This is a genomic window from Methylomonas sp. BW4-1, from assembly GCF_052474385.1.
The window spans coordinates 3,677,269-3,701,031 of the sequence record NZ_CP184125.1 but is presented as its reverse complement, the minus strand read 5'-3'; the positions used below and the strand labels follow the sequence as shown (position 1 = coordinate 3,701,031).

Below are 23,763 nucleotides of genomic sequence, written 5' to 3'. Positions count from 1 at the left end.
TCGCAAACATTAGGCGCGCAAGCATTTTATTCGAAACACATCGAAAGATTGTTCTTGGTGGAAATTTATTTCACTTGGCAACCACGGTTTGGATAGTGCTATCTAGAAAAACGAGAGTGTTCGATCAGAAAGCCGACTAAAATAGGCGCTCGCGCGCGCCTGCTTGAATACTTGTCAGGCTGCCCTACATAATTAGAATAAACATACTAAGTCCTTTTGAAAAACTACACTGCTACTTATTTGGTCGGAATCGATCTAGGTACCACCCATACGGTGGTCGCGTACTCCGATATAGGCGACCCTGCTAAAGCTATTCACTTGTTCGAAATTTCTCAGTTGATCGCGCCAGGCGAAGTGAGTGCCAAGCCACTATTGCCGTCGGTGCGATACCATCCCGCGCCAGGCGAAATAACGGAAGAAGCCGGATTTTTGACTCAGGAAAAAGGCGCTGTGCTTGGTGAAGCGGCGCGCTCGCTGGGTGCAAAGTCGCAAGGTCGATTGGTTACCAGCGCTAAAAGCTGGTTGTCGCACACCTCGGTCGATCACAGTGCGGCCATTTTGCCCTGGGGCAGTGACGAATCGGTATTTAAAGTCTCGCCGCTGGAAGCCAGTGCTAGTTATTTGCGACATGTCTGCGCCGTTTGGGAGCACCGTTTTCCCAAAGCACCACTTGCGCTTCAGGAAGTGGTGATTACGGTGCCAGCGTCCTTTGACGAGTCCGCGCGCTCCTTAACATTGGAGGCGGCCAAAATGGCTGGCTTGAGTGCTGTCAGGTTGTTGGAGGAGCCTCAAGCGGTTTGTTACGACTGGCTGCGCCGGCATGCCGGTACCATCAAATCCAGTCTGGCCGATAGGCGCTTATTGCTGGTTTGCGATGTCGGTGGTGGTACTACCGATTTGACCTTGATCAAGATTGAGCAGGGCGCTGACGAGCCTAAGCTGACGCGCATAGGTGTCGGCGACCACCTGATGTTGGGGGGCGACAATATTGACCTGGCTCTGGCGCATCTAGCGGAAAGCCGCTTGCGAACCGGCGATAAAAAACTCTCGACTGCCGATTTATCGCAATTGCTGGAGCAATGCCGGATCGCCAAGGAACAGCTACTAGCCGACGACGCGCCCGAGCAGGTTGCCATAACCTTGTTGGGTGGCGGTTCCAGATTGATCGGAGGCACTAAAAGCTCCACGCTAAGCAGAGAGGAAGTTAAGCAAATTGCATTGGATGGCTTTTTACCTATGTCCGGCTTGCAAGACCTGCCGGATAGGAAGCGTAGCGGCGTAGTGGAGTTTGGCTTGCCCTATGCGGCGGAGCCGGCTATCAGTAAGCATATTGCCGCCTTTTTGCAAATGCATGCCCAGGCTGCGCAAATGGCGTTGCGAGGAACCGGGACAGAGCATCAAATAGTCCCCGACGCCTTATTACTGAACGGCGGCGTGTTTCGCAGTTCGGCTATGGTGCAACGCTTAATCGATTTATTAGCCAGTTGGCGCGGCGGGCAACCCCCCTTATTGCTGGATAACAGCCATCCGGAATTGGCGGTGGCTTACGGCGCGGTCAGTTATGCGGTTGCCCGCCGCGACAAGAAGTTGAAAATCGGCGGTGGCGCCGCCCGTAGTTATTTTCTGCTGGTTGATGCCGCGGTCAAAAGTGGTGATGGGAAGCTTGGCGGGCATGGCGTTTGTATCCTGCCGAAAGGTAGCGAGGAAGGTCATGAGATTCTGTTGAACGATCGGCAATTCGCTCTTAGGGTTGGGCAACCGGTACGTTTTCATTTGTTGTCCAGTAGCGGAGACGGTACTTACCAGCCAGGCGACATTGTCGAACTCGATGACGAACGTTTTCACAGCCTACCACCGCTGGCCGTGGCATTCGAAGGCCAGCAAAAAGCCGAAGTAGCAGTGCAATTACTGGCAACTTATACGGAAGTCGGTACCTTGCAAATCCAGTGCATGGCGGTGGACGATTCTAGCCAGCGATGGGACGTAGAGTTTCAGATTCGTAAAAAGGCCCAAATTATCGCCAACGCCGAACTGCCTGACCAATTACCGCAAGCGCTGGAAAAAATTCAGGCCGTATTCGGCGCCAAATCCAAACAAGTCGATCCGCAGGCGGTCAAAACCCTGCGTGCTGAGTTGGAAAAAATTCTCGCTGCACCGCGCGGCGACTGGCAAACCCCGTTGCTGCGCGAGTTGTTTACGGCCTTATTGGAAGGCAGTAAATATCGGCGGCGGAGCGAACAGCACGAACGCCTCTGGTTAAGTCTGGCCGGCTTTTGCCTGCGGCCAGGTTTTGGCTACCCACTTGACGATTGGCGGGTAGAGCAGCTTTGGAAGCTATATGCGGAAGGCTTGCAATTCGTCAACGAAAAGCAAAACTGGGCCGAATGGTGGACCTTATGGCGGCGCGTTGCCGGCGGCTTGAGTGCGGATGCCCAGCAACGCATCTTTAACGACATCGCTAAATACATCAACCCGGCTGCCGCGCGCCAGCCCGGCGTCTCTAAGCAACTGGCGACACGCGGTTACGAAGATATGGTGCGTTTGGCGGCGGCGCTGGAAAGACTGACAATTACCGATAAAATTCAACTGGGCGAATGGCTGCTAAAGCGTCTGGAAAAAGCCGGGGAACCCGAGCAAAGTTGGTGGGCGGTCGGCCGTATCGGCGGACGGATTTTATTTCACGGCAGCAATCATCAGGTTATTCCAGCCGCCACGGTAGAGAGTTGGCTGCAACAGCTACTGAAAGCTGACTGGAAAAAGCTAACCCAGGCCGGTTTTGCCGCCACCTTGCTGGCCAGGCGCTGCGACGATCGGGCCAGGGACATCGACGATCAGCTGCGCACGCAGGTGATCGACAAGCTCAAACAAACTAAATCCCCATCTTCCTGGATAGACATGGTCGCCGAATTCAAACAACTGGATGCACAACAGGAAAAACAAGTCTTCGGTGAGGCGTTACCTCCGGGCTTGAAACTAATCGTTTAATGCTAAGCTTTGTGAACCCGATATAACAATCAACAGCAGCAAGTTACCTGAACCGGATATTGGCATAGAAATCGCTTTATCCCATTCTGTAGTGGTTTTTCACTCTGAAAGCATATTAAACGACAAAAACATGGCAGATAAATACGGCATAGACAGTCATAAACTGGTGTATCACCCGCAACGGGTGGCGCAATGGTTGGATGGCAGGCATGACTGGCAACAAGCGAAAGCCGTGTATCCCATCTACATGGAAGTCTCCCCGGTAGGGGCCTGCAACCATCGTTGCACCTTCTGTGCTGTCGATTACATCGGATATAAAGCGCAGCGCCTGGATGTCAAAATTCTGGCGGAGCGTTTGGCCGAGATGGGCAGACTCGGGGTAAAAAGCATCATGTACGCCGGCGAAGGTGAGCCGATGTTGCACAAGGAAATTAACGAAATCGTTAAATGGACTTTTGACGCCGGTATCGACGTATCTTTTACCACCAACGGCACGTTGATGAATCAGCGTTTTATCGAGCAATCCCTGCCGCTGGTGTCCTGGATCAAAGTATCGCTGAATGCCGGCAGCGCCGAAAGTTATGCGGCTATCCATCAAACCAAGGCGTCCGATTTTGATCTGGTGTTGAACAATCTGCGTCGAGCAGTCGAACATAAAAAAGCCCTGCAATTGTCCTGCACGCTGGGTGCGCAAATTCTATTATTGCCGGAAAACCAACATGAAGTGACCACGCTGGCAAGCATCTGCCGCGATGTTGGTTTGGATTATCTGGTCGTCAAACCATACTCCCAGCATTTATTCAGCGAAACCCGCCGCTACGAAAGCCTGCGTTACGACAATCTGTTAGGCATGGCTGAAGAACTAGCCCAATTCAACGGTGATGGTTTTAACGTGGTATTTCGCGAGCAGACCATGAAGAACTACAGCCAATCGGAAACCGAACGCTATAAAACTTGCCACGCCACCCCCTATTTTTGGGGCTATATCATGGCTGATGGCGAAGTCTACGGCTGCAGCGCTTATTTGACCGATCAACGCTTCGCCTACGGCAATATCCAGGAGCATTCTTTTCAGGACATCTGGGAAGGCGAGAAGCGCCGGCAAAACTGGGAGTACATCACTCAGGAACTGGATATCAGCCAATGCCGCAAAAATTGCCGGATGGAAGCGGTCAACCAATATCTGGACAAACTCACGGCCAATCAGCCGGCCCATATCAATTTTATCTAGGACAGACGCATGAAAGTATTGGTTACTGGCGGCGCGGGATTTATTGGCAGTCATTTGAGTCGCGAGTTATGGCAACAAGGCCATCAGGTCAGCGTGATTGATAGTCTGGTTGGCGGCCGCAAAGAAACCATCGCCGATTTGCTCGGCCAGGAACGTTTCGAATTCCATCACGCCGATATTCGCGATGCTGAAACCATCGCACCTTTGTTCTCTGGGATCGACTGGGTATTCCACTTAGCCGGTCTAGCCGACATCGTTCCGTCCATCAAGCAGCCACGCGCGTATTACGAGACCAATGTCAGCGGTACATTTAACGTATTGGAAGCCGCGCGCGCTGCCGGTATCAAACGATGTGTCTATGCGGCTTCGTCCTCCTGTTACGGTATCCCAGATCAATTTCCCACGCCGGAATCCGCACCCGTTAAGCCACAGTATCCTTACGCTTTAACCAAATATTTGGGTGAGGAACTGGTGATGCACTGGGCACAGTTGTATGACTTGCCTGCTATGTCGCTGCGCTTATTCAACGTCTACGGCCCCCATGCCCGTACCACCGGCGCTTACGGCGCGGTGTTCGGGGTGTTTCTGGCGCAAAAGATTAATGGTAAACCCTTCACGGTGGTTGGCGACGGCACCCAGACCCGCGACTTTACCTACGTGACGGACGTGGCCAAGGCTTTTATTGCTGCTGCCGAATCGGAACTTTGTGGCGAGATCATGAATGTCGGTAGCGGCGGTACTTATAGTGTCAACCAGTTGGTGGGATTGTTGGGCGGCCCTATCGAATACATCCCCAAGCGGCCGGGCGAGCCCGATTGCACCTTTGCTGATACCGGCAAAATCAAGGCAAAACTCGGTTGGCAGCCGCAAGTCAGTTTCGAGCAAGGCGTCGCCAACATGCTGGCGCATATCGATTACTGGCGAAACGCGCCGTTGTGGACTTCGACATCGATAGCCGCTGCTACTGCCGACTGGTTTAAATACCTGGACAAATAAGGAGAGGCTGATGGCTATCGGACTAGCGGCAGCGGATTTTGCAAACTTATTGAATAACAGCGTATTTACCGATGCGCAGGCTCAAACCTTGGACAGCGAAACGGTAATCCAAGAATTGCTGACCGAGTTTGCCAGAGTGCGCGAACAGCAGGCCAAAATCATGGTGTTGGGCAACGGCGGCAGCGCCGCGATTGCCAGTCACGTGATCACCGATTTGCGTAATGTCGGCGGTTTGTGCGCGTTGACCTTGCACGAAGCCGCGCCCCTGACGTGTTTTACTAACGACTTCGGTTACGAGCAGGCCTTTGCCAAACAAATCGCCGCATTTGCCAACCCCGACGATTTATTGATCGCGATCAGCAGTTCCGGGCAATCCTTGAATATCGTCAATGCGGTGCAGGCTGCCAATGCCAAAGGCTTGCCGGTCATGACCTTAAGTGGCTTCAAAGCCGACAATCCGCTCCGTAAACTTGGGCGCTGGAATTGCTGGCTGGACAGCAGTCATTACGGCATGGTCGAGTTGGGACATCTGTTCGTGTTGCACCATATTACCGATCATCTGCTCAGGAAATAAGCTCATGTCCACGGAAAAAATCGTTTCTATCGAACAACTGGCGCAGCGTGCCGCCGAACTGAAAGCGCAAGGCAAAACCGTGGCTTTATGCCATGGGACTTTTGATTTACTGCACATTGGCCATATCCGTCATCTGCAAAGCGGAGCAAGGCAGGCAGATGCATTATTGGTTAGCGTCACCGCCGACGAATATGTCAATAAAGGCCCCGGTCGGCCGGTGTTCAACCAATATTTGCGTGCTGAAAACATAGCGGCACTGGCTTGTGTGGATAGTGTGGCGATCAACCATGCGATTACCGCCGTGGAAGTATTGGATCAGGTGAAGCCTGATTTATATGTGAAGGGTAGCGATTACAAAAGTACCAGCGACGATCTGACCGGCAATATCCAGCACGAAAAAGACGCTGTGGAACGGCACGGCGGCAAGATTTACTTTACCGATGAACTGACATCCAGTTCGACGCGCTTATTAAACGAATATTTTGAGGTGTTCTCCCCGGAAATCTCCGCGTACCTGGATCAGTTCAAGGAAACGGTCGGCGCCAACGAGATTATCGACAAACTCAAGGCCCTAAGCGGTTTGAATGTATTGGTGGTGGGCGAGGCAATTGTCGATGAATACCATTACACCTCGCCCTTGGGCCAGACCGGCAAGGGTAATGTGTTTTCGGTGAAATACAATGATTACGAACGCTTTGCCGGCGGTGCTATCGCAGTGGCTAATCACGTTGCGGAATTTGCCCATAACGTGACCTTGCTGTCCGGTCTAGGTGCTACCAAAAGTCACGAAGATTTTATTCGGACTAATCTGAACCCGGCTATTGATCCGGTGTTTTTCTTTAGTCAGGACCGGCCGACGATTGTGAAACGACGCTATGTCGATGCCGACATCGCCAAGTTGTTTGAAGTGTATTTTTATAACGATGCGCCGCTGCCTGAGGACACCAATCGCAAGATCGTGGCTTGGCTGGACAAACATTTGCGCGATTACGATGTGGTGATCGTACCGGATTTCGGCAACGGCTTTATCTCCAATCAAATGGTCGCGGCCTTGTCCAAAGGCGCTAAATATCTGGCGGTGAATGCGCAGGTTAACAGCGGCAATCGGGGGTATCACTTGATCACACGTTATCCGAACGCGGATTTCTTGTCATTGAACGAGCCGGAGTTACGGCTAGCGAGCCACGATAGAGGTGCTGCCATTGAGGAGTTGGCCGGACAATTGGCCGACAAATTAAGCGCCCAGCATATCGCCATCACCCGCGGTACTAAAGGTGCGTTGATGCTGGATCAAACCAAAACCGCATACAAGATTCCCGCCTTGTCCTCCAAAGTGGTGGATCGCATTGGTGCCGGCGACGCCTTCCTGTCCGTAGCTGGCTTGTGCTTGGGTGGCGGGCTGTCGCCGGAGCAAGCCTTGTTTGCTGGCAGCGCCGCCGCAGCGCTGGATGTGCAGATTGTCTGTAACCGCGAGCCGGTTCGAGCCGTCGCTTTATTCAAATATATCACCACCTTGTTGAAATGACCGTCATGAGTCCTCCATCGGCCGACTTGAAGCACCTGTATTATCAAATGCTACGCATCCGCCGTGCTGAGGAGGCGATTGCTCGGCGCTATGCCGAGCAGCAAATGCGTTGTCCCACTCATCTTTGCATTGGCGAAGAAGCGATTGCTGTTGGGGTTTGCGCGCATTTGACGCCTCAAGACAAGGTGTTCAGCAATCATCGCGGTCACGGCCACTACTTGGCCAAGGGCGGGAGTTTGCCGCGCCTGTTGGCCGAGTTATATGGCTTTGCTGAGGGCTGCTGTGGTGGGCGGGGTGGTTCCATGCATTTGACTGACCTGGAGGCAGGGTTTGTTGCGTCCACGCCTATCGTCGGCGGCACTGTGCCATTAGCCGCCGGTTATGCCTGGGCTGAGCAGATGAAAAAATCCGGCGCCGCACAGGGATGTGCCAGTGTCGCGGGAGGCAGGATGCCGGAAGCGAGCAACGTCGTGGTGATTTTCTTCGGCGATGGTTGCTTTGAAGAAGGGGTGATGCACGAAACCTTGAATTTCGCGGTGCTAAAACAACTGCCCTTGCTATTTATCTGCGAGAACAACCAATATTCGGTGATGACGGGATTAGCAGAGCGCCAGCCCAAGCGCGACATTTACCCGATTGCCGCTGCCCACGGTTTAACCGCAGTCAATGGCGACGGCAATCGGGTCGATGAGGTCTATGAACTGGCGCGCGTAGCGGTGGCCAACGCCCGAAATGGCGTAGGTCCGCAGTTTTTGGAATTGCATACCCATCGCTGGCCGGAACACTGCGGACCTAACGAAGATGACGATTTGGGCTATCGCAGCCCCGGCGAATTGACGGCTTGGAAATTGCGTTGTCCGTTGCTGCAAACCCGGCAGAGCTTACTTGAAAATCAATTGAGCGACGATGCCGAGCTAGCGCGAATGGAAAACCGGTTGGCCGAAGAAATCGAGCAAGCGTTCCAGTGGGCTTTGCTAGGCACGCGGCCCACCGTCGAAAGTATGAGGCAGCATTTGTATGCGTGATGTGAGGATGATGACCTACGGTGAGGCGATTCGCGCAGCCTTGGATGATGCGTTAGCCAAATATCCAGAAATGCTACTGATAGGTGAGGGCGTGCCTGACCCGAAAACCATTTTTGGCACCACCCAGGGCTTACGGGAAAAATATGGCGCCGAGCGGGTGCTGGATATGCCGCTGGCTGAAAACGGCATGACCGGCATTTGTATTGGCGCAGCGCTGGCCGGCATGCGCCCGGTGCTAGTGCATCAACGTATCGATTTTGCCTTGCTGTCGGTTGATCAATTGGTTAATAACGCCGCGAAATGGCGTTACATGTTTGATGGGCAGCAACAGGTGCCGCTGGTGATTCGGGTGATTATCGGTCGCGGTTGGGGACAGGGGCCGCAGCATTCGCAAAGTCTGCAAGCCATGTTTGCGCAAGTGCCGGGCTTGAAAGTGGTGATGCCGACCACGGCTGGCGATGCCTACCATTTTATGCTGGAGGCGATTGCCGATAATAGTCCGGTGCTGTTTATCGAACACCGCTGGTTACACCATGTCCAAGGTGAGGTCGACAAACATCGTCCGGCGGCAGAGTTGTCCGGCGCGGCTTTGCTGCGGCAAGGCACCGATATTACCTTGGCAGCATTCTCGCACATGAGCATAGAAGCCTTGAAAGCCGCCACGGTATTGGCTAGGTATGGTGTCGACGCCGAAGTCTTGGATATGCGTTGCGTCAGCAGCTTGGATGTGGATAGCGTTGCCGGATCGCTGGCAAAAACCGGCGGCAGATTGTTAGTAGCGGATTGCGCGCCGGAAATGGCGTCAATCGGTCATCAGTTGCTATCCAAACTGGTGTTAGCCCATGGGCATTGTTTGCAACAAGCGCCGCGCTTGATTGCTTATCCCAACCATCCGGTGCCGACCTCGCATTTTGTCGCCAACGAGTACTATCCGGGAGCCGAGCAAATCGCATCTACGGTATTGGAAATGTTGGATAAATCCGCATTAACGGAGTCGGCGATCAGGGATTTGCAGTCCGACTTGCCCAAAGATCAACCCGACCGCAGCTTCGTCGGCCCGTTTTAACGAAAAAGAGCATCAGACTATGGCAAAAATCGAACAAACCAATCGCTTCGGCAACAGCGCCGTGACCGATATACCCGACAATGTGCCGATGTTCAGCCAGCCCGGGCATAAATTACGGACCTCCAACAATATTGTCGACCGTAGCGCTTTGTCGAATGACTATCAGGTGATCGACACCAGCCAGTTGGCGAAATTGCCCGGACAAAAATTGCAGAGTATTTCGCACGAGGATCAGGAGGGTATCATTCGCCTGGAAGCGGGCAATGAACATGAACAGCATGTCCCCAACCAGTTTACCGGCCCCAGTTTTCGCACCCAGCGAGAACGCTTCCGTTTCGACGGACACAAAATGATGCATCATTTGGATAGGGTGCAGGCCTGGCAAAACGGCCAACGCTTTGCACCAGTGCATATCGATATGGGGCTGACCAAGTTTTGCAATACCGCCTGTCTGTATTGCTATGCCGTGGTACAGAACATGACCAAGGGCACCATGATTGGCCGCGAAGCGCTGCTCAATTTTGTCCGCGACTGCGGCAAATTGGGGGTGCGCTCCTTGGGATTTATCGGCGATGGCGAACCGACGCTAAACCCGACGCTGTACGACGCCACCGTTTTAGCTGGCGAATTAGGCATAGATACGGCGATGGCTACCAACGGTTTATTGCTGGATATGGATCGCGCCCACGACTTACTGAAAAACATGAGCTACATCCGCTTCAATCTATCCGCCGGTACCCCGGAAGGCTTCCGGCGAGTGCATCAATCCAAGGAAGTCAATTTTCACTTGTTGATCGACAAGATTCGCGAACTGGTGAAGATCAAAAAAGCCAACAACTATAAATGTACACTGGGTTTGCAGATGGTGTTAATCCCGGAATGCTTCGACGAAGTGCTGGCGGAAGCCAAACTGGGCGCCGAATTGGGTGTGGATTATTTCGTGATCAAGCATTGTTCGGATTCCGAATACAAGGAAATCGGCATCGATTACGATGCCTATCTGAAAATAGGCGACGTTCTGAAGCAGGCCGAGGCGCTGAGCAATGAAAATTATGTGGTCCAGGCCAAGTGGAACAAGATCAATGCTGCCGGCGAAACCAATCTATACAAGGACGGCTACCGCAAATACGACCAATGTTTTGGTACGCCGTTTTTATTGCAGATCTCCGGTAACGGCAAAATCTATCCCTGCGGGCCGTTTTTTAACAAGGAACGCTTTTACATCGGCGATTTGCACGCCGACTCTTTTTACGATTTGGTTGCAACCAGCGAACGTTATTGGCAGGTACATAAAGACGTGGCAGAGTCGGTGGATGTGCATAAAGACTGCGCCATCGGTTGCCGGCAGGATTATGTGAACAAGTTTTTGTGGGATTTAAAAAATCCGCCGGAACACATCAACTTCATTTGATTGTGCTGGAATGCACGATGAATTCGGCGGTTAAGGACATATTTTTTCTGAATATAGAAGACGCCTACGCGGAGGCGTCCAAGCAACAGAGCATCGTCGATGAATCCGGCTGTGTGCGCCGGCAATATTGCTATTACGACGGGCTGTTGACCGATATTGTGTTGCCGAATTTTATTCAGGTCCCCGCCGACAAGTTTGTCGAATTTTTTTCGCACAACCAATTACCGATACCGCAACTGATCGCCATTTCTCAAGATGGCGCCGTACATTTCAACGACATGCCCCGCGATGTCATTGACGAAGTGATGCAGTACCGCAGTCAATATCGCGTGCCGGATTATGTGCATTTCGATACCTATTTTATCGATCCGCTCCAGGCGTTAAACGTGGCAAAGCAGGCCAATCGAGTTTCCTGCGGCCATCCCACCATAGACGGTTTGCAGATTTGCTATTACCGGGGCGAGTTGCCCGAATCGGATTTGCCAAACTTGATACATCTGGAATTGCCGGATTACGAGGAATTTTTCATCCGCTCCCGTTTGCGTATTCCGGAAAATATTGATATTCCCGACGGCTTGGAAGAGGAGGTTAAGGCCGCCATCCGGCAGGATATTGTCACAGCCGGTGAATCGATCAAGCGCAGGCGCCTGTGGTTGATCCAACAATTGCTGAACAAAGCCAAGGCCTTGCCACCGCGTTGGGTCGGCAATCGGCCGCCGCGGATATTTATCCCGACGAGTCGTTTGACCACCGTTATGCAATATAGCTCGCAAGGCTTGGCCAAGGCCTTTGCAGCTCTGGGTTGGGAGGTGCTGTTTTACATTCAGGATAACGACATGGAAGGCAGCAATATGGTCGATATGCTCGAAAAGTATATCGATTTCGACCCGCATGCCTGCTTGTATGTCAATAGCTTGAACAACAGTTTCATGCACGACGATATTGTCAATATCGTCTGGTGGCAGGATTTGATGCCGCAATTAAAAGATTCCCAGCCGCTGAAATGGCGAGCCCGGGATTTCAATTTCTCGATTTCGCCGTTGTTTGATCGTTATCTGGAGCAACGCCAGGCCGCCTTGGTGCAACGCTTACATTTTGTGATAGACGATGTGGTGTTTCATGCCGGTAACAATCAGGCGCGAGCCGACAAGATTGTGTTCGTCGGCAGTTCCTATCTGCCGGTGATCAATATCGACAATAGCCAACATCGCCAGGCTCTGGATAGCTTGATTGCGGCGATGGAATCCGGCGCTTGCTTTGACGAAGCGAGCGTGCGGCAAATTGCCGAGACCAGCGGGCTAAGTTATGAATTTGTGTTTTGGAAATTACTGCATTATGTGATTCGCGATTATTCGGTGAAGTGGCTGTGCGCCGATACTGGTCTGCCGGTGGATGTTTACGGACGCTACTGGGATCAGGATGCCGAGGTGGCACCGTTTTATCGAGGCGAATTGCCGCACGGCGAAGCAGTGGCTGAGGTTTACCGTTCCACCCGCTATGCCTTGGTTTGCCATCCGTTCGAAATCAATTCGCAGAGGTTGGCTGAAGCGGCCGCCTGCGGCTGTGTTCCGGTGGTGTACGATTGCCGGGACGTGGCCGAACCGCCGTATTGGGAGGACTATTGCTTGTTCTTCAAGACGGCCGATCAGTTGCGAAACATCCTGCATAAGCGCTTGCAACCGGCCAAGGCGCCGGAGGGTTTGGCCGCGCAATTTACCTATCGGGCCGCTGCCGACCGCTTGATCGAGCTGAGCGACTTGCGTTTGTTGGTCAAAGTGGCTGCCCCTCCTGCACCGGAGTCTGTCGCCCTGTTGCCGGAACTGTTCGGCGATAAGTTGCATTTGCTTGCCGGCGCGGAATTAGGTTCGCAAACTTTTTTGGCACAGTTGCAAACCAATCTGGCCTGCTTGGCCCAGCATCGCCCGGCTTTGCACGAAGCCCTGTTGGCAGCTTGGTCGCAACAGCCTATTACGATTTTCGTTGATCAGGCTATACGCGGCGAGTACTGGCGGGTATCGGTAGCGCAGGCTGGCGAACAAGTTTATCGCCTGGATAACATCGCCTTACTCGAACACCGACGCCTGATTGCCGAAAATGCGCAAACGATGGCCCGGGAAAATACCTGCTGTTATGCGCTGGTCGGTTGGGGTGCCGGTTACGAATTGTTGGCGGCGTTCCGCGCCACCGAGTCGCCGATTCCGGAAATGGCGGAATTTGAGGTGCCGGTGTATTTGATCGAAACCAAGCCGGCCGTATGGTTGTTAAATTTGCTGTTGCATGACCTTCAGCCGCTGCTGGCGGCCGGCCGTCTGCGGATTTTTTCCGACCTCGCAGCGGAGGCTGATTTAACCGCCGAGTTTTCGAAGTTCGAAGCAGCCCTGCCGGATATGTTGTTCAATTCGGACCCCAACGGCGCCATCAGCTCAGAGCGTGTTTATCAGCTGTCGGTCGATGCAAAGCAGGCCCGCGCCGAACGGCATGCTGCTAATTTGCGCCAAGTTGCTGACTACTATCAGAGCATCAGCAGCGAACAGTGGCGGAAAAAATTCAGCGCGGAAAAAGTTGGCGAATTGCGGGTAATGGGCTTTATCTCGCGCTTTTCCAGCTTTTTGAAATACTGCATGCGCGACTGGCTTGACGGTTTTCAAAGATTGGGGGCGACGGTGCTACTGTGTAGCGAAACAGAAAATTATTATCTAACCAACATCGAGCATCTGATTGACGAGATCAACCGCTTCAAACCGGACTTGATTTTAACCATAGACCATTTTCGGCATGAATTTGAAGGTATCCCGGCAACTGTTCCTTTTGTAAATTGGATACAGGATATGTTGCCGAATATTCGCTTCAATGAAATGGCGCCCGGTCCGTTTGATTTGAATTTTGTGTTTGCTCGGCGCTGGCTGAGTTTCAACACGCTGCCCTTGTACGGTGACTACCCGCTGCAGTTTTTACCTTTGGGATTCAACGACAGCCAATATTACCCGCTGCAGGAAGAGACCATTGATTGCGACGTGTTGCTGGTCAGTCATTTGGAGGCGCCAGGCAAAACTTTACAACCCCTGCGCGACCCTACTTTGGATATGAGCTTGCTTGAGCAAGAAGACGCTATGCTTCGAAGCGGTGCACTGAATTTGGCACAGTTGCGCGAGTTGTACGCCGTGCTCGAACACCACTGCGCATTGATGACGATGACTGAATTCGAGGAGTTTTGCACAGTGCATCCCGGGAAAACAGCGGCCGATTTTCGTGATTTGTTTGCTCGGCATGGCTACGCGCTTAGCGACGAACTCCTCGATTTGCTGTTATGTGTAAAAGGCAATCGCCTGCATTGCGAGTATTTGAATCGCATGAAATATTGGCCTATCCAGCTATTGATGGATGCTTTTCCGAACTTGAAAATTCAACTTTACGGCAAGCATTGGGAGGCATATCCGGCGTTTGCCGACTTGGCCCGTGGCATCGCTGAAAACGGTACGGCGCTAAACCGCATCATGCAACGGGCTAAAATTTGTTTGAACGCCAATCCCGGCGTCACGCTGCACATGCGGGCCTTGGAAATTATCGCCGCCGGCCGGTTTATGTTGTCTAGGCAGATGCTTTACGACGGCTCGCCGTTGCGCGAGTTCTTCGATGCTGACGCCGTCGTGCTGTATGACGACGAAGCCGATTTGCTAGCCAAAGCCGCGTATTACTTGAATAACTCGGAGGCCCGCAAGCAGGTTGCCGCCAATGCGTTGCGCGGACTGGACGCCAAATTGTCTTATCGTGCTGTGGCTAAGCGTGTCTTGACGGCAGCGTGTCAACGGTTTTCTAAGTTGGCGGTGGCATGAGGCTGCAACATTTAGCAGTGTTCATGCCGCGTAATACGCCGTTTTATCGGCGGGTTTACGGCTTTTTGCGCGACGCATTCTCCAGCCTGGACGTTCGGGTCAGCGGCGGTTGCGGTTTGCTGGACGAGGCGCAAATGCACACTTGGTTGGCCCAGCATAAACCGGACGCGGTGTTTGAAATGAATCGGGTCAAGAACGAAATGCCGGCTTTACACCGGTATAAAATCCCGCATATCGCTTGGATCGTGGATTTTCAGGGGCGGACTGAGGCGCAAATCGCCGGCAGCGAAATCACTTATTTTTTTGATCCCGGCTGGGATGCCAACTACTGTACCGGGGGGCTGCAAGATTGGTTGCCGCCCGGCACGTGCGTGCAAACCTTTCAGCCGCTGCCAGGGGTTCTGCCGCTGGATGTGGAATTCAATTTTATCGGCCATATCCCGTTGCCGTGGAGTGCTGCCGAATTGGCGCGACCGGTCGCCGCCGACTCGACGTTGACTTTTGCCGAGTTGTTGCAGCGTTACGACAGGCATTTACAAACCACACGCGAGCAGATCAAAACTCACGGCGATTTAAAACGTATCATCGACGATTTATTGGACTTAGCCGGTGCGACTCCCGAACCCGAATTTTTAAACGCTTGCTATTACAATTTGATGGAGCGGACCAAGCGTGTGCAAAACCGCACGGAGCTGTTGAATTTCGCGCTGGGTAAGTCGAAATCGATTGCGATTTACGGTAGCGACAACTGGGCGCAATGGCAGGAATATCGGCCATTTTACCGGCATTTTGTAGACTGTCCGGCCGAGTTGAACCGAGTACATCAATATTCGCGCATCAATTTGCACGACGGGGTCAGTTTTCACTTTCGAGCGATCGATTGCCTGGCTTCCGGCGGCTTATTGTTTTGGTACGATAACGATGAGGTCGATTCAGAAGTTCTACTTGGCCGCGGTTTGCACGACCACTTTGACGACAGTCGGCACTACTTTGCGTTTAAAAGCGAAAATTTTGAATATGTTTACCAGCAGGCCTTAGAGGGCCGAGCGATGGGGCAGGCTATTGTCGCCGAGGTGCGGGCGTTGATAGCAGCCAAACATACCTGGCGCGCCCGTGCCGAAAAAATCATTCACGACTTAGCCTATGTCTAAAAGGTAATTGCGATGAAAACCCTTTTGATTTCCCCCAGTTATTATCCTCAGGCCAACGCTTCGTACTTTCCTCTGGGCTTGGCTTATATTTCGGCCTATATCCAGAGTCAAGGACATCAGGTGATAGGGTTGAACTTCAATCACATGCCTATGGAAAAACGCAATCCGGCCTTGTGCGATACCTTGTTGCACGAAGAGGTCGATATTATCGGCATTAGCGGATTGACCGTGGCGTATAACGAGATCGACCGTTTGATTAAAGCCATCCGGGCAATTCGCGCCGATGTGCCCATCGTATTGGGCGGCGGCATTACCTCGGTGGAAGGCGAATTGATGATGAACACCCTGCAGCCGAATTATGCGGTGGTCGGCGAGGGCGAGCTGATCTTCACCCGTTTGTTGAAAGCCTTGGAGGAAGGCGACGACGTTCGTAAAATCGCCGGAATCTGGTGCTGGGACGCGGATAAGCCCAAATTCACCGGCGAGGGTGAATCGCCTAAATACCTGGACGAATTGCCGTTGCCTGATTTGGATTCGTTCGGAATACGCGAGCATATCGGCTTGCAGGGTGAACACGGCCAGTTTTCCTATCATTTGACCCGGCTGGACGCCGGCCGCTCATTTCCGATTGCCGCCAGTCGGTCCTGCCCGTTTAAATGCACGTTTTGCCATCACGCCGGCATGGGCACGTATAAAAAACACGACATTGGCCGGGTGGTCGACCAAATCGAAGGGTATATTCAAACTTACGGCATCAATAACTTTTCGATTTACGACGAATTATTCTCGGCCAATAAGGCTAGGGTGGTCGAGTTTTGCGATTTACTGAAACAGCGCAATCTGAATATTCAATGGTTTTGCCAATTGCGTATGGATCAGCTGGATTTGCCGATGCTGAAAATGATGAAGGAAACCGGTTGTAATTATATTTCGTTCGGTATAGAGAGCGGCAGCGACGCGATATTGGGCAGCATGAAGAAAAAGATTACCAAGCAAACCATTACCGATGCGGTAAAAATTGTGCGCGAGGCGAAAATCGGCATTCAAGGTAATTTTTTATTCGGCGATCCGGCCGAAACGCAGGAAACCATCCGCGAGAGTTTGCAATTTCAACAAGACAATCAATTATATTTTTGCGATTGGTCCGCGGTAATTCCCTATGCCGGTACCCCCATTTACCATTATGCGCTGGAAAAAGGCTTAATTGCCGACCGTGAAACCTTTATGCGCAGTTTGTGCAATATATCCGGCTATTTATATAACAGCCAGGTCAATATGACGCAGATGAGCGACGAGGAGTACAAGGATTGGTATATCTCGCTGCGCGAGCTGAACGATGAAAATCACCGCAAGCGCTGCACCAAAGTGGTAGCCGGGGAGATATTGGAACGCTGGAAATCGAGAATCACTATTGAATGTCCTTGCTGCAGTCATCAACAAACCTTGGATTTGCCATTCCCGTTCGAACAGGACGAAAACGGCCCGATTTTGACCGGACCAGTCGGGGTGCAGGGCATGAACGTATTATGCCCGGATTGCGGGCGGAAAATGCATTTGAAGGCTAGGGATATTCCTCACATGAAATTGGTTTATGACCGATTTCAGGCAGAAATGGATGCTTTAGCGGAAAATCAGCAGCAGGCAATTTTTATTCCCGCACTTGACCGGTTTGCTACAGTCTTTTTAGAGGATATTAAGATTGATCAAACCTGTGTCGCAGCGGTTTACGATACACGGCCATTTCGAGAGGACAAGTTATTTTTGGATAGGCGGACCCAATTGTTTGATATTGACCGAGTTAAGGAACTCGACGGGCAGAACGTGGTGATTTTACCTTGGATCGAATATCAAAAAGTTTTGGACTGGCTGAAACACCAGAACGTGACACCTAAAAAAGTGATTTGTTGGAATCAGTTTTTCCGCAACGCCATTTCCGAGGCATGAAAATTCGCCGGGTTTCGTTATTTTTACCCCGTGATACCCGTTGGTATCGGATGTTGTCGAGACAGATGGCGCAAGGGTTTAGCCAAGCCGGTATGGAGGTAAGTTACTGCTGCGGCTTGCTCGATCAGGCTGGTTTATCCGATTGGATAAACCAGTATCGTCCGGATGTGATTTTTGAAATGAATCGAGCTCGCAACGATGTGCCGTTTTTACCGAAGCATATTATCCATATTTGTTGGCTTGTCGATTTTAATGGTCGTGTCATTAGCGATTTTTATGGTAGCGAGATAACGTACTTGTTCAGCGCCAATTGGCTGGATAAGTTTTGCTACGATGGCTTTTATCGCTGGCTGGCGCCGGGGGCGTGCTTGAACGATTATTACCCCGTTACTCCCGATGTGCGGTATCCGGCTAGTTTTGTTGGGCATATCCCCAAGCCCTGGTCTAGGGACGAATTGGATGCCGATATTTCAGCAGATTCTATGCCGTTGCGGTTTGGCGAGGTGTTGCCGATTTTAGAGAGTCGTATCACTAGCCAGCGTACTTATTTGAACGTGCATGACGATTATTTGGCGTTGCTGCAAACTGTTGCCAAAGAGCATTTCAATCGAACGGTAAAGCTGACTAATAAACTCGAATATGACGTCAGCGGGCGATTAATTCGCATGCTGAATCGGCGCGAGTTAATTGACAATATCCTGACAGTAACTGATTTGGCGCTGTTTGGTCCGCAAAACTGGAATGATTGGGACGTTTATCGGCCTTATTATCATTGCCAGCTGGATAGTGTTATGCAGATGCGCCAAGTATATGCCGGTTCGCAAATCAACTTGCACGAAGGCGAGTCTGCGCATTTTCGGGTGATGGATTGTATGGCTTCCGGTGGTTTGATTTTGATTAAAAAAAATCACTGGGACGAATTAGTAGGCGGCGGAATCAGGAATTTCTTTGTTCCTGGGTTGCATTACCTGGAATTCGATGTCGATCAGGTCGGTGATATATGCCGATATTACCTAAATCAGCCACTGGCTGCGCAAAAGATTCGTTCCGCTGCAGTAAAGGCGGTACGTCAGGCCCATACCTGGCGGCATCGGGCCGAAGCCATTTTGGCTGATTTGGCCGGTTTGGGTTATAAAGTCGCCTGTTAATCTAATTTGTCTGATTTGAAGTAAGCCCGTTACACCAACATGGAGACTGGCATCCAGTGATTTTGGCGGCAGCTTTGATTCTCACTGGGACTTAGTTCCGGCAATCTTTATTTGGGGGTCATCTGCGGTAAGGCCGGATGAAATCTGACAAAATAGAGTTGGATGTCGGTGTTTTAGGTTTCTGCTACCGCTGCCGATAACTAAATTGTCCGGGCATGGCGTCGTTTTGAGGTCGCCACATGTTGCTTGGAAAGCGTTTGAATTCATTGCGTCCATCGGGGTGGCCCGATGGGTAGGTCAAGTGTTAATCAATTGGGTACACATACAACATATGTCAAATCACTATTCTCGAGGTCGTTCTAACCTACCGGAACCCCTGTCGGTATTAAATGCCGAACGGTTCTGCGAACAGGGCTTTATTGCCGTTAACGACTATTTTGATACTAATTTGTTGCTGCGTGTTTCAGAGGAATGGCAAGCGTTCTGCGCCAGCGCGACGCCGAGCGAGCTACCGGTCGACCGCCCGGCGGCGGTGTTTTGGCGTCACGTTCAGGGTGACGTAAAGCGCATAAGGCCGCTGGCTGAGTTCCCCGCGTTGTCCGAGATAGCGCTTGGGCACGCGGCTACTCAAATTGCCCGGCAGTTGGCGCAAGTCAGTCAAGGTGAAATGGAACTGCGTCTGTTTGAGACTATCGTGTTTTCCAAGCCTCCTTTGGAGGGCGGTATGCTTAGCTGGCACCAGGACAATCCGTTTTTTCCTTTTGATCCGCAAAATCAGATTGCGTTATGGATTCCTCTGGATGATGTCGATCCCGAAAATGGTGGATTGGAATATGCAATAGGCAGCCATAAAGCCGGTGTCAGTGCGCCGTTTGATTTGCATTCCGGTGCGAACCTGGGCGATGGGCAAATTTGCTTGACCCCGGCCGATTTCGCCGACGATAAATTCGACACGTTTGCAGTTAGCTTAAGGGTGGGTGGCGTTGCAGTGCACGACGGTCGAACTTGGCATCGTTCGTTTCCAAATACTTCCACTACCCGACAACGACGAGCGATTTCGTTGCGTTATTTAGTTGGTCCGACCCGCTATTCGCCGCGCCAAGGTACTGCAGCCAGCATGAATGCCCAAATCAATTTGGCTGCTGGCGCGTTGATCGATTGCTCGGCTTTTCCTTTGGTCTGAGCATTGTCCGGGCAATCTAATTCAACAATGCCGGATATGTCGGCAGTGCCTGTCTGCCACGCTTGCAGCGCCGATTCGTTAAGCGTATTTAACGAGTCGGCTGACTTAGCAGCAGTCTCTTCTGATTGCCGAGCTTGGCCGGCATCGTTTGCTGTGGCGATTTGTTTGAACTGCGGTTTGGTGCAAAAAGTGGTCGATGCCTTATGGCGACAGTCCGCTGCACATATTTATGCTAGTTATGACCTTTACCATCAAACGCCCAATCGTACCGAGCAAGTGATTTTTGATCAGCTTAGCGGAACGGCCCTGCCGCGTTCGGAGTTGATGTTTGGGCATTATTTTCAACGGCGACCATTGACGTCCGGCGGTACATTTCTTGATCTGGGCTGCGGCACAGGCCCAACGTTGACAGCGTTTTCCAAGCTTGCAAACGGCTGGCGATTATTTGGCTTCGATCCAAATTTGCCGGATCGGCAGCGGGTGCTTGCCGTCCCCGGCGTGCAGGAAGTGTTTGCCGGCGATTTGTGCGAAATTGTCGGTACATTCGATCTCATAACCGCTGTGCATGTACTTGAGCATGTCACCGAGCCTCTCTGCTTTCTGCAGGGTATGCGGGCATTGATGCACACCGATAGCCGGGCTTTGATCCAGATTCCGCATTTTCCCAGCTCCCCCTTTGATTTAGCGATTTTTGATCATTGCTCACACTTCACGTGCTCGAGTATTTCAAGCCTGCTGGCGAGGGCTGGATTGGTGATCGAGACTATCGATATTGATTTGATCCCCAAGGAAATCAGCATTGTCGTAAAGCCTGGCGAACCTTCAGTAGTTCATTCGGCTAATGAGTTGGCCAAGTCGCGAGATGAAGTAGAGGCCAGCATTGCTTGGCTGCGCGACCTGCAAGATCAAGCGCTGAGTGTCGAAAGCGGGCGCTTAGGGATTTTCGGTACTTCGATTGGAGCGAACTGGTTACATGGTTTACTGGCGGAGCGGGTAGGGTTCTTCGTGGATGAGGATCGGACTCGTCAGGGGCAACTTTATCGAGGATGCCCGGTATTTGCGCCGAGTGAGGTATCGGAATTAGGCAATATCTTGATGCCACTGCCCCGCAGCACGGCTGAAAAAATTTGCCGTCGAATCGGTGCGGGTAGTAATTATCTGCTGCCGCCGGCCTAGGCCAAACAGCTTCTTTAAACGTTCAGGAGACGTATGAGTACATTCGACGGTTTTCGCAAAACGGGTACCGATCAATCCACCGAAGACAGACTGCAACAACATTGTGCCAACTTTGATATCGATCCGCTGACTGCTGTCAAGCTGTTTCCAGTGTTAGCGCGTCGGCAGTGGTTAAAACGGTTTTTGGCGCATGCCGAGCTGTTCAAACACACGTTGAACGTACCGGGCGATATTGCTGAGTTTGGCGTGTTTCGGGGGCTAAGTTTAATGACTTGGGCTAATTTACTGGAAACTTATGCGATTGGTGATCGAACCAAAGTTGTTTATGGCTTTGACAATTGGCGGGGATTTACCGAATTCGCTGCGCAGGACGGTAAGCCCACTGCTGAAGTCGATAAAGTCCTGGGTGGTTACGATTCATCGGGCTTTAAATCCGAGCTGGAAGCGGCATTGGCTATTTTCGATGCTGACCGGTTTGTGCCTTGGAAGCCGCGGGTGAAACTCATCGAAGGGGATATTGGTGACACTGTGCCGCGATTTGTGGCTGAAAATCCTGGCGTCCGGTTTTCATTAGTGCATTTTGATTGCGATTTGTATACGCCGACCAAAGCCGCCTTAGAGGCAATTTGGCCGAAAGTTAGTCGGGGGGGAGTGGTGCTGTTCGATGAATATTCCTTGAAGGAATGGGAAGGCGAAAGCCAAGCGGTGGACGAGTTTTTTGCGAATCAGCCGAATCTAAGGCTACTCACATTGGAGTGGACTAACTCGCCGGCAGCCTATCTGATCAAGCCTTAATCCAAATGCTGAAGGATGTACTGCCATGAATCTTAGCGATGCACTTACCGATACCGCTGTCCTAAGAACAGCGGCGCTGGCTGCATTGGGCGATGGTTGGCGTGAAATGCTGAATGGCGAGTCGTTTAATCATGCGGTTTACGCGCAAGCCTTGATCACTGTGTTGCGACAGTATTTACCTAGCGGCACGGTGGCGATTCGTGGGATTTCGCCAGTGACCGGCTTGTTATGCGAACAACTGGCCGACCTGCCGTATCGAGTAGCGATTGATCCGCTCGATAATTCAACGAATCGGCGTCAATATTGTGGTGTGCCGCTGCAGCGTGGTCGAACTGCAGATGCCGTACTTAACGCGCTTGTCGCTAATAAGGCCAACGCGACGGAAGCCGGTGTGCTGGGTATTGACAATCCCGATGTGGAACTTGCTTATGCCTTGTTATTGAATCAGCATCGACGGGACTTGGCAGAGCGATTGAATCAACGATTAGCAGCTACTGCGCCAGTGGTTTTGTTTGTCGCCAAAAATGCGTATTACAACCAGCTAAGAATGAGTGTTAGTTTGCGTAGACAGGGCTTCTACACGTTAGCGGTTACCTTTAATCCCGATTTGCGAGACCACAAGGCCGGATATTTCGATGAGATTCTGTCGACCGATCTGCTTAGTTTTTTGTTGTGGTTGAAAGGCGCAAGTGGGGCGGTAATTCATACTCAAGGTTGGCTGTTTCGCTACCATATTCCCGTGTTAATCGATGCGTTTTTACCGAGTAGCTGCCGGCAGTTCGTTGAGTTGATGGATTTAAACTCATTTTTTTTTGCACCGGATGACCTACCGCAGTTACTGCCTTATATGCGGCAAACTTGGGGCGATGGTGTGGATGCGATGCAAAAAGTACAACTGGCGTGTGAGACATACTTGGTAAACCATGTCGATGGCGTTGTCTATCAGGGCAGTAGCCGCATTGTCGATTTGTTTGATGGAGCCAGGCGGAGGATGCGCTGGTTACAGTTCTTGTGTTACCCGCTGCCGGAGTTTTGCGTCACTGCCAATGCTGAAAGGCCAATACCCGAACAACCTAGGCTGGTGTTTGCCGGTGGCGTTCCTCCCATCAATTCCAAGCATCCTGCCGAACTGTTCGGTGATGCGCAGTTGGTCGATACCGTCGAAACGATCATCAGTCAGGGTTTGGTTCTGGACGTATACAACAATCCGCTCAAGATTGCCGAAGAAGACTATGCAAATGTGTATACAGCCCATTTGACGCTGGCAGAACAATACCCGAATTACCGTTTCCTAAAGGGTGAGTTGCCGGAGCGTATTGCCCAAATCATTAGCACTTACGATCTGGGTTTGATCGTTTACGATTATTCTGATGAGCTTTTAGTGGGGCCGGAACATTTTAAAACCTTGATTCCTGCTAAATTGTTCATGTATCTGGAAGCGGGCTTACCCGTCTTAGTGAGTCGTCGCGCTGAGGCAACTGCCGAATTTGTTGAGCAACATCGCTGCGGAGTGGCTATCTCCAGTGCCCAACTTCACGACTTGCCCAATTTCTTGCAAGGTTTGGATTGGCGGGAGCTACGTGAAGGTGTGTTGGCCGCTCGAGAGTATTTATGTATGGATAAACAAATTCAGCGTTTGATTGCGTTTTATCAGCTTTGCGGGCAGCAGCGGAAAGCATTGTTGGCCGATTCAGTCTGCTAACTATCTACCAGACCGATA

The 23,763-nt window shown here is 51.7% G+C and carries 16 protein-coding genes; all 16 read left to right on the top strand.

Annotation, left to right across the window (positions count from 1 at the left end):
• Positions 1 to 216 precede the first annotated feature (216 nt).
• Positions 217 to 2,985 carry an Hsp70 family protein gene (locus ACH5Y9_RS17125; RefSeq protein ID WP_445366962.1) on the top strand — a complete coding sequence of 923 codons (2,769 nt, stop codon included), beginning with the start codon at positions 217 to 219 and terminating at the stop codon, positions 2,983 to 2,985.
• Positions 2,986 to 3,115: 130 nt separating this feature from the next.
• Positions 3,116 to 4,216 (top strand): radical SAM/SPASM domain-containing protein, encoded by a 1,101-nt coding sequence (locus tag ACH5Y9_RS17120; protein ID WP_445366961.1) that lies wholly within the window; start codon positions 3,116 to 3,118, stop codon positions 4,214 to 4,216.
• Positions 4,217 to 4,225: 9 nt separating this feature from the next.
• On the top strand, positions 4,226 to 5,212 hold the full coding sequence (locus ACH5Y9_RS17115; RefSeq protein ID WP_445366960.1) for an SDR family oxidoreductase: 987 nt from the start codon (positions 4,226 to 4,228) through the stop codon (positions 5,210 to 5,212).
• A gap of 10 nt (positions 5,213 to 5,222) precedes the next feature.
• Complete coding sequence (locus tag ACH5Y9_RS17110) at positions 5,223 to 5,786, top strand: SIS domain-containing protein (protein WP_445366959.1); 564 nt, start codon at positions 5,223 to 5,225, stop codon at positions 5,784 to 5,786.
• 4 nt (positions 5,787 to 5,790) lie between these two features.
• Positions 5,791 to 7,311, top strand: a complete 1,521-nt coding sequence (locus ACH5Y9_RS17105) for a PfkB family carbohydrate kinase (RefSeq protein ID WP_445366958.1) — start codon at positions 5,791 to 5,793, stop codon at positions 7,309 to 7,311.
• 5 nt (positions 7,312 to 7,316) lie between these two features.
• On the top strand, positions 7,317 to 8,336 hold the full coding sequence (locus ACH5Y9_RS17100; protein WP_445366957.1) for a thiamine pyrophosphate-dependent dehydrogenase E1 component subunit alpha: 1,020 nt from the start codon (positions 7,317 to 7,319) through the stop codon (positions 8,334 to 8,336).
• Entirely contained in the window at positions 8,329 to 9,402 is a 1,074-nt protein-coding gene (locus ACH5Y9_RS17095) for an alpha-ketoacid dehydrogenase subunit beta (protein ID WP_445366956.1), read from the top strand. The genes ACH5Y9_RS17100 and ACH5Y9_RS17095 overlap by 8 nt, the downstream gene beginning before the upstream one ends.
• A gap of 19 nt (positions 9,403 to 9,421) precedes the next feature.
• Positions 9,422 to 10,813, top strand: a complete 1,392-nt coding sequence (locus ACH5Y9_RS17090; protein WP_445366955.1) for a radical SAM/SPASM domain-containing protein — start codon at positions 9,422 to 9,424, stop codon at positions 10,811 to 10,813.
• Positions 10,814 to 10,830: 17 nt separating this feature from the next.
• A complete protein-coding gene (locus ACH5Y9_RS17085; protein ID WP_445366954.1) occupies positions 10,831 to 14,646 on the top strand; it encodes a glycosyltransferase family protein in 3,816 nt (1,271 codons plus the stop codon).
• Positions 14,643 to 15,797, top strand: coding sequence for a glycosyltransferase family protein (locus ACH5Y9_RS17080; protein ID WP_445366953.1), 1,155 nt, complete (start codon positions 14,643 to 14,645; stop codon positions 15,795 to 15,797). Before ACH5Y9_RS17085 ends, ACH5Y9_RS17080 begins: the two co-directional genes overlap by 4 nt.
• A 12-nt stretch (positions 15,798 to 15,809) precedes the next feature.
• On the top strand, positions 15,810 to 17,741 hold the full coding sequence (locus ACH5Y9_RS17075; protein WP_445366952.1) for a B12-binding domain-containing radical SAM protein: 1,932 nt from the start codon (positions 15,810 to 15,812) through the stop codon (positions 17,739 to 17,741).
• Positions 17,738 to 18,889, top strand: coding sequence for a glycosyltransferase family protein (locus tag ACH5Y9_RS17070; protein ID WP_445366951.1), 1,152 nt, complete (start codon positions 17,738 to 17,740; stop codon positions 18,887 to 18,889). The genes ACH5Y9_RS17075 and ACH5Y9_RS17070 overlap by 4 nt, the downstream gene beginning before the upstream one ends.
• A gap of 331 nt (positions 18,890 to 19,220) precedes the next feature.
• Positions 19,221 to 20,072 carry a phytanoyl-CoA dioxygenase family protein gene (locus ACH5Y9_RS17065; RefSeq protein ID WP_084153321.1) on the top strand — a complete coding sequence of 284 codons (852 nt, stop codon included), beginning with the start codon at positions 19,221 to 19,223 and terminating at the stop codon, positions 20,070 to 20,072.
• A gap of 36 nt (positions 20,073 to 20,108) precedes the next feature.
• The gene (locus ACH5Y9_RS17060) at positions 20,109 to 21,248 is read left to right on the top strand and encodes a class I SAM-dependent methyltransferase (RefSeq protein ID WP_319960450.1); all 1,140 of its coding nucleotides are present in this window, start codon (positions 20,109 to 20,111) and stop codon (positions 21,246 to 21,248) included.
• A 33-nt stretch (positions 21,249 to 21,281) separates the two neighbouring features.
• Entirely contained in the window at positions 21,282 to 22,043 is a 762-nt protein-coding gene (locus tag ACH5Y9_RS17055) for a TylF/MycF/NovP-related O-methyltransferase (RefSeq protein WP_445366950.1), read from the top strand.
• 25 nt (positions 22,044 to 22,068) lie between these two features.
• On the top strand, positions 22,069 to 23,745 hold the full coding sequence (locus ACH5Y9_RS17050) for a hypothetical protein (protein WP_445366949.1): 1,677 nt from the start codon (positions 22,069 to 22,071) through the stop codon (positions 23,743 to 23,745).
• The last annotated feature ends 18 nt before the right edge of the window (positions 23,746 to 23,763 follow it).

Bases quoted from the DNA above. Each gene is read 5' to 3' on its own strand.
- ACH5Y9_RS17080 (WP_445366953.1), top strand. From the start codon at position 14,643: ATGAGGCTGCAACATTTAGCAGTGTTCATGCCGCGTAATACGCCGTTT.
- ACH5Y9_RS17075 (WP_445366952.1), top strand. From the start codon at position 15,810: ATGAAAACCCTTTTGATTTCCCCCAGTTATTATCCTCAGGCCAACGCT.
- ACH5Y9_RS17110 (WP_445366959.1), top strand. From the start codon at position 5,223: ATGGCTATCGGACTAGCGGCAGCGGATTTTGCAAACTTATTGAATAAC.
- ACH5Y9_RS17050 (WP_445366949.1), top strand. From the start codon at position 22,069: ATGAATCTTAGCGATGCACTTACCGATACCGCTGTCCTAAGAACAGCG.
- ACH5Y9_RS17055 (WP_445366950.1), top strand. From the start codon at position 21,282: ATGAGTACATTCGACGGTTTTCGCAAAACGGGTACCGATCAATCCACC.
- ACH5Y9_RS17060 (WP_319960450.1), top strand. From the start codon at position 20,109: ATGTCGGCAGTGCCTGTCTGCCACGCTTGCAGCGCCGATTCGTTAAGC.
- ACH5Y9_RS17100 (WP_445366957.1), top strand. From the start codon at position 7,317: ATGAGTCCTCCATCGGCCGACTTGAAGCACCTGTATTATCAAATGCTA.
- ACH5Y9_RS17070 (WP_445366951.1), top strand. From the start codon at position 17,738: ATGAAAATTCGCCGGGTTTCGTTATTTTTACCCCGTGATACCCGTTGG.
- ACH5Y9_RS17120 (WP_445366961.1), top strand. From the start codon at position 3,116: ATGGCAGATAAATACGGCATAGACAGTCATAAACTGGTGTATCACCCG.
- ACH5Y9_RS17115 (WP_445366960.1), top strand. From the start codon at position 4,226: ATGAAAGTATTGGTTACTGGCGGCGCGGGATTTATTGGCAGTCATTTG.
- ACH5Y9_RS17085 (WP_445366954.1), top strand. From the start codon at position 10,831: ATGAATTCGGCGGTTAAGGACATATTTTTTCTGAATATAGAAGACGCC.
- ACH5Y9_RS17065 (WP_084153321.1), top strand. From the start codon at position 19,221: ATGTCAAATCACTATTCTCGAGGTCGTTCTAACCTACCGGAACCCCTG.
- ACH5Y9_RS17090 (WP_445366955.1), top strand. From the start codon at position 9,422: ATGGCAAAAATCGAACAAACCAATCGCTTCGGCAACAGCGCCGTGACC.
- ACH5Y9_RS17095 (WP_445366956.1), top strand. From the start codon at position 8,329: ATGCGTGATGTGAGGATGATGACCTACGGTGAGGCGATTCGCGCAGCC.
- ACH5Y9_RS17105 (WP_445366958.1), top strand. From the start codon at position 5,791: ATGTCCACGGAAAAAATCGTTTCTATCGAACAACTGGCGCAGCGTGCC.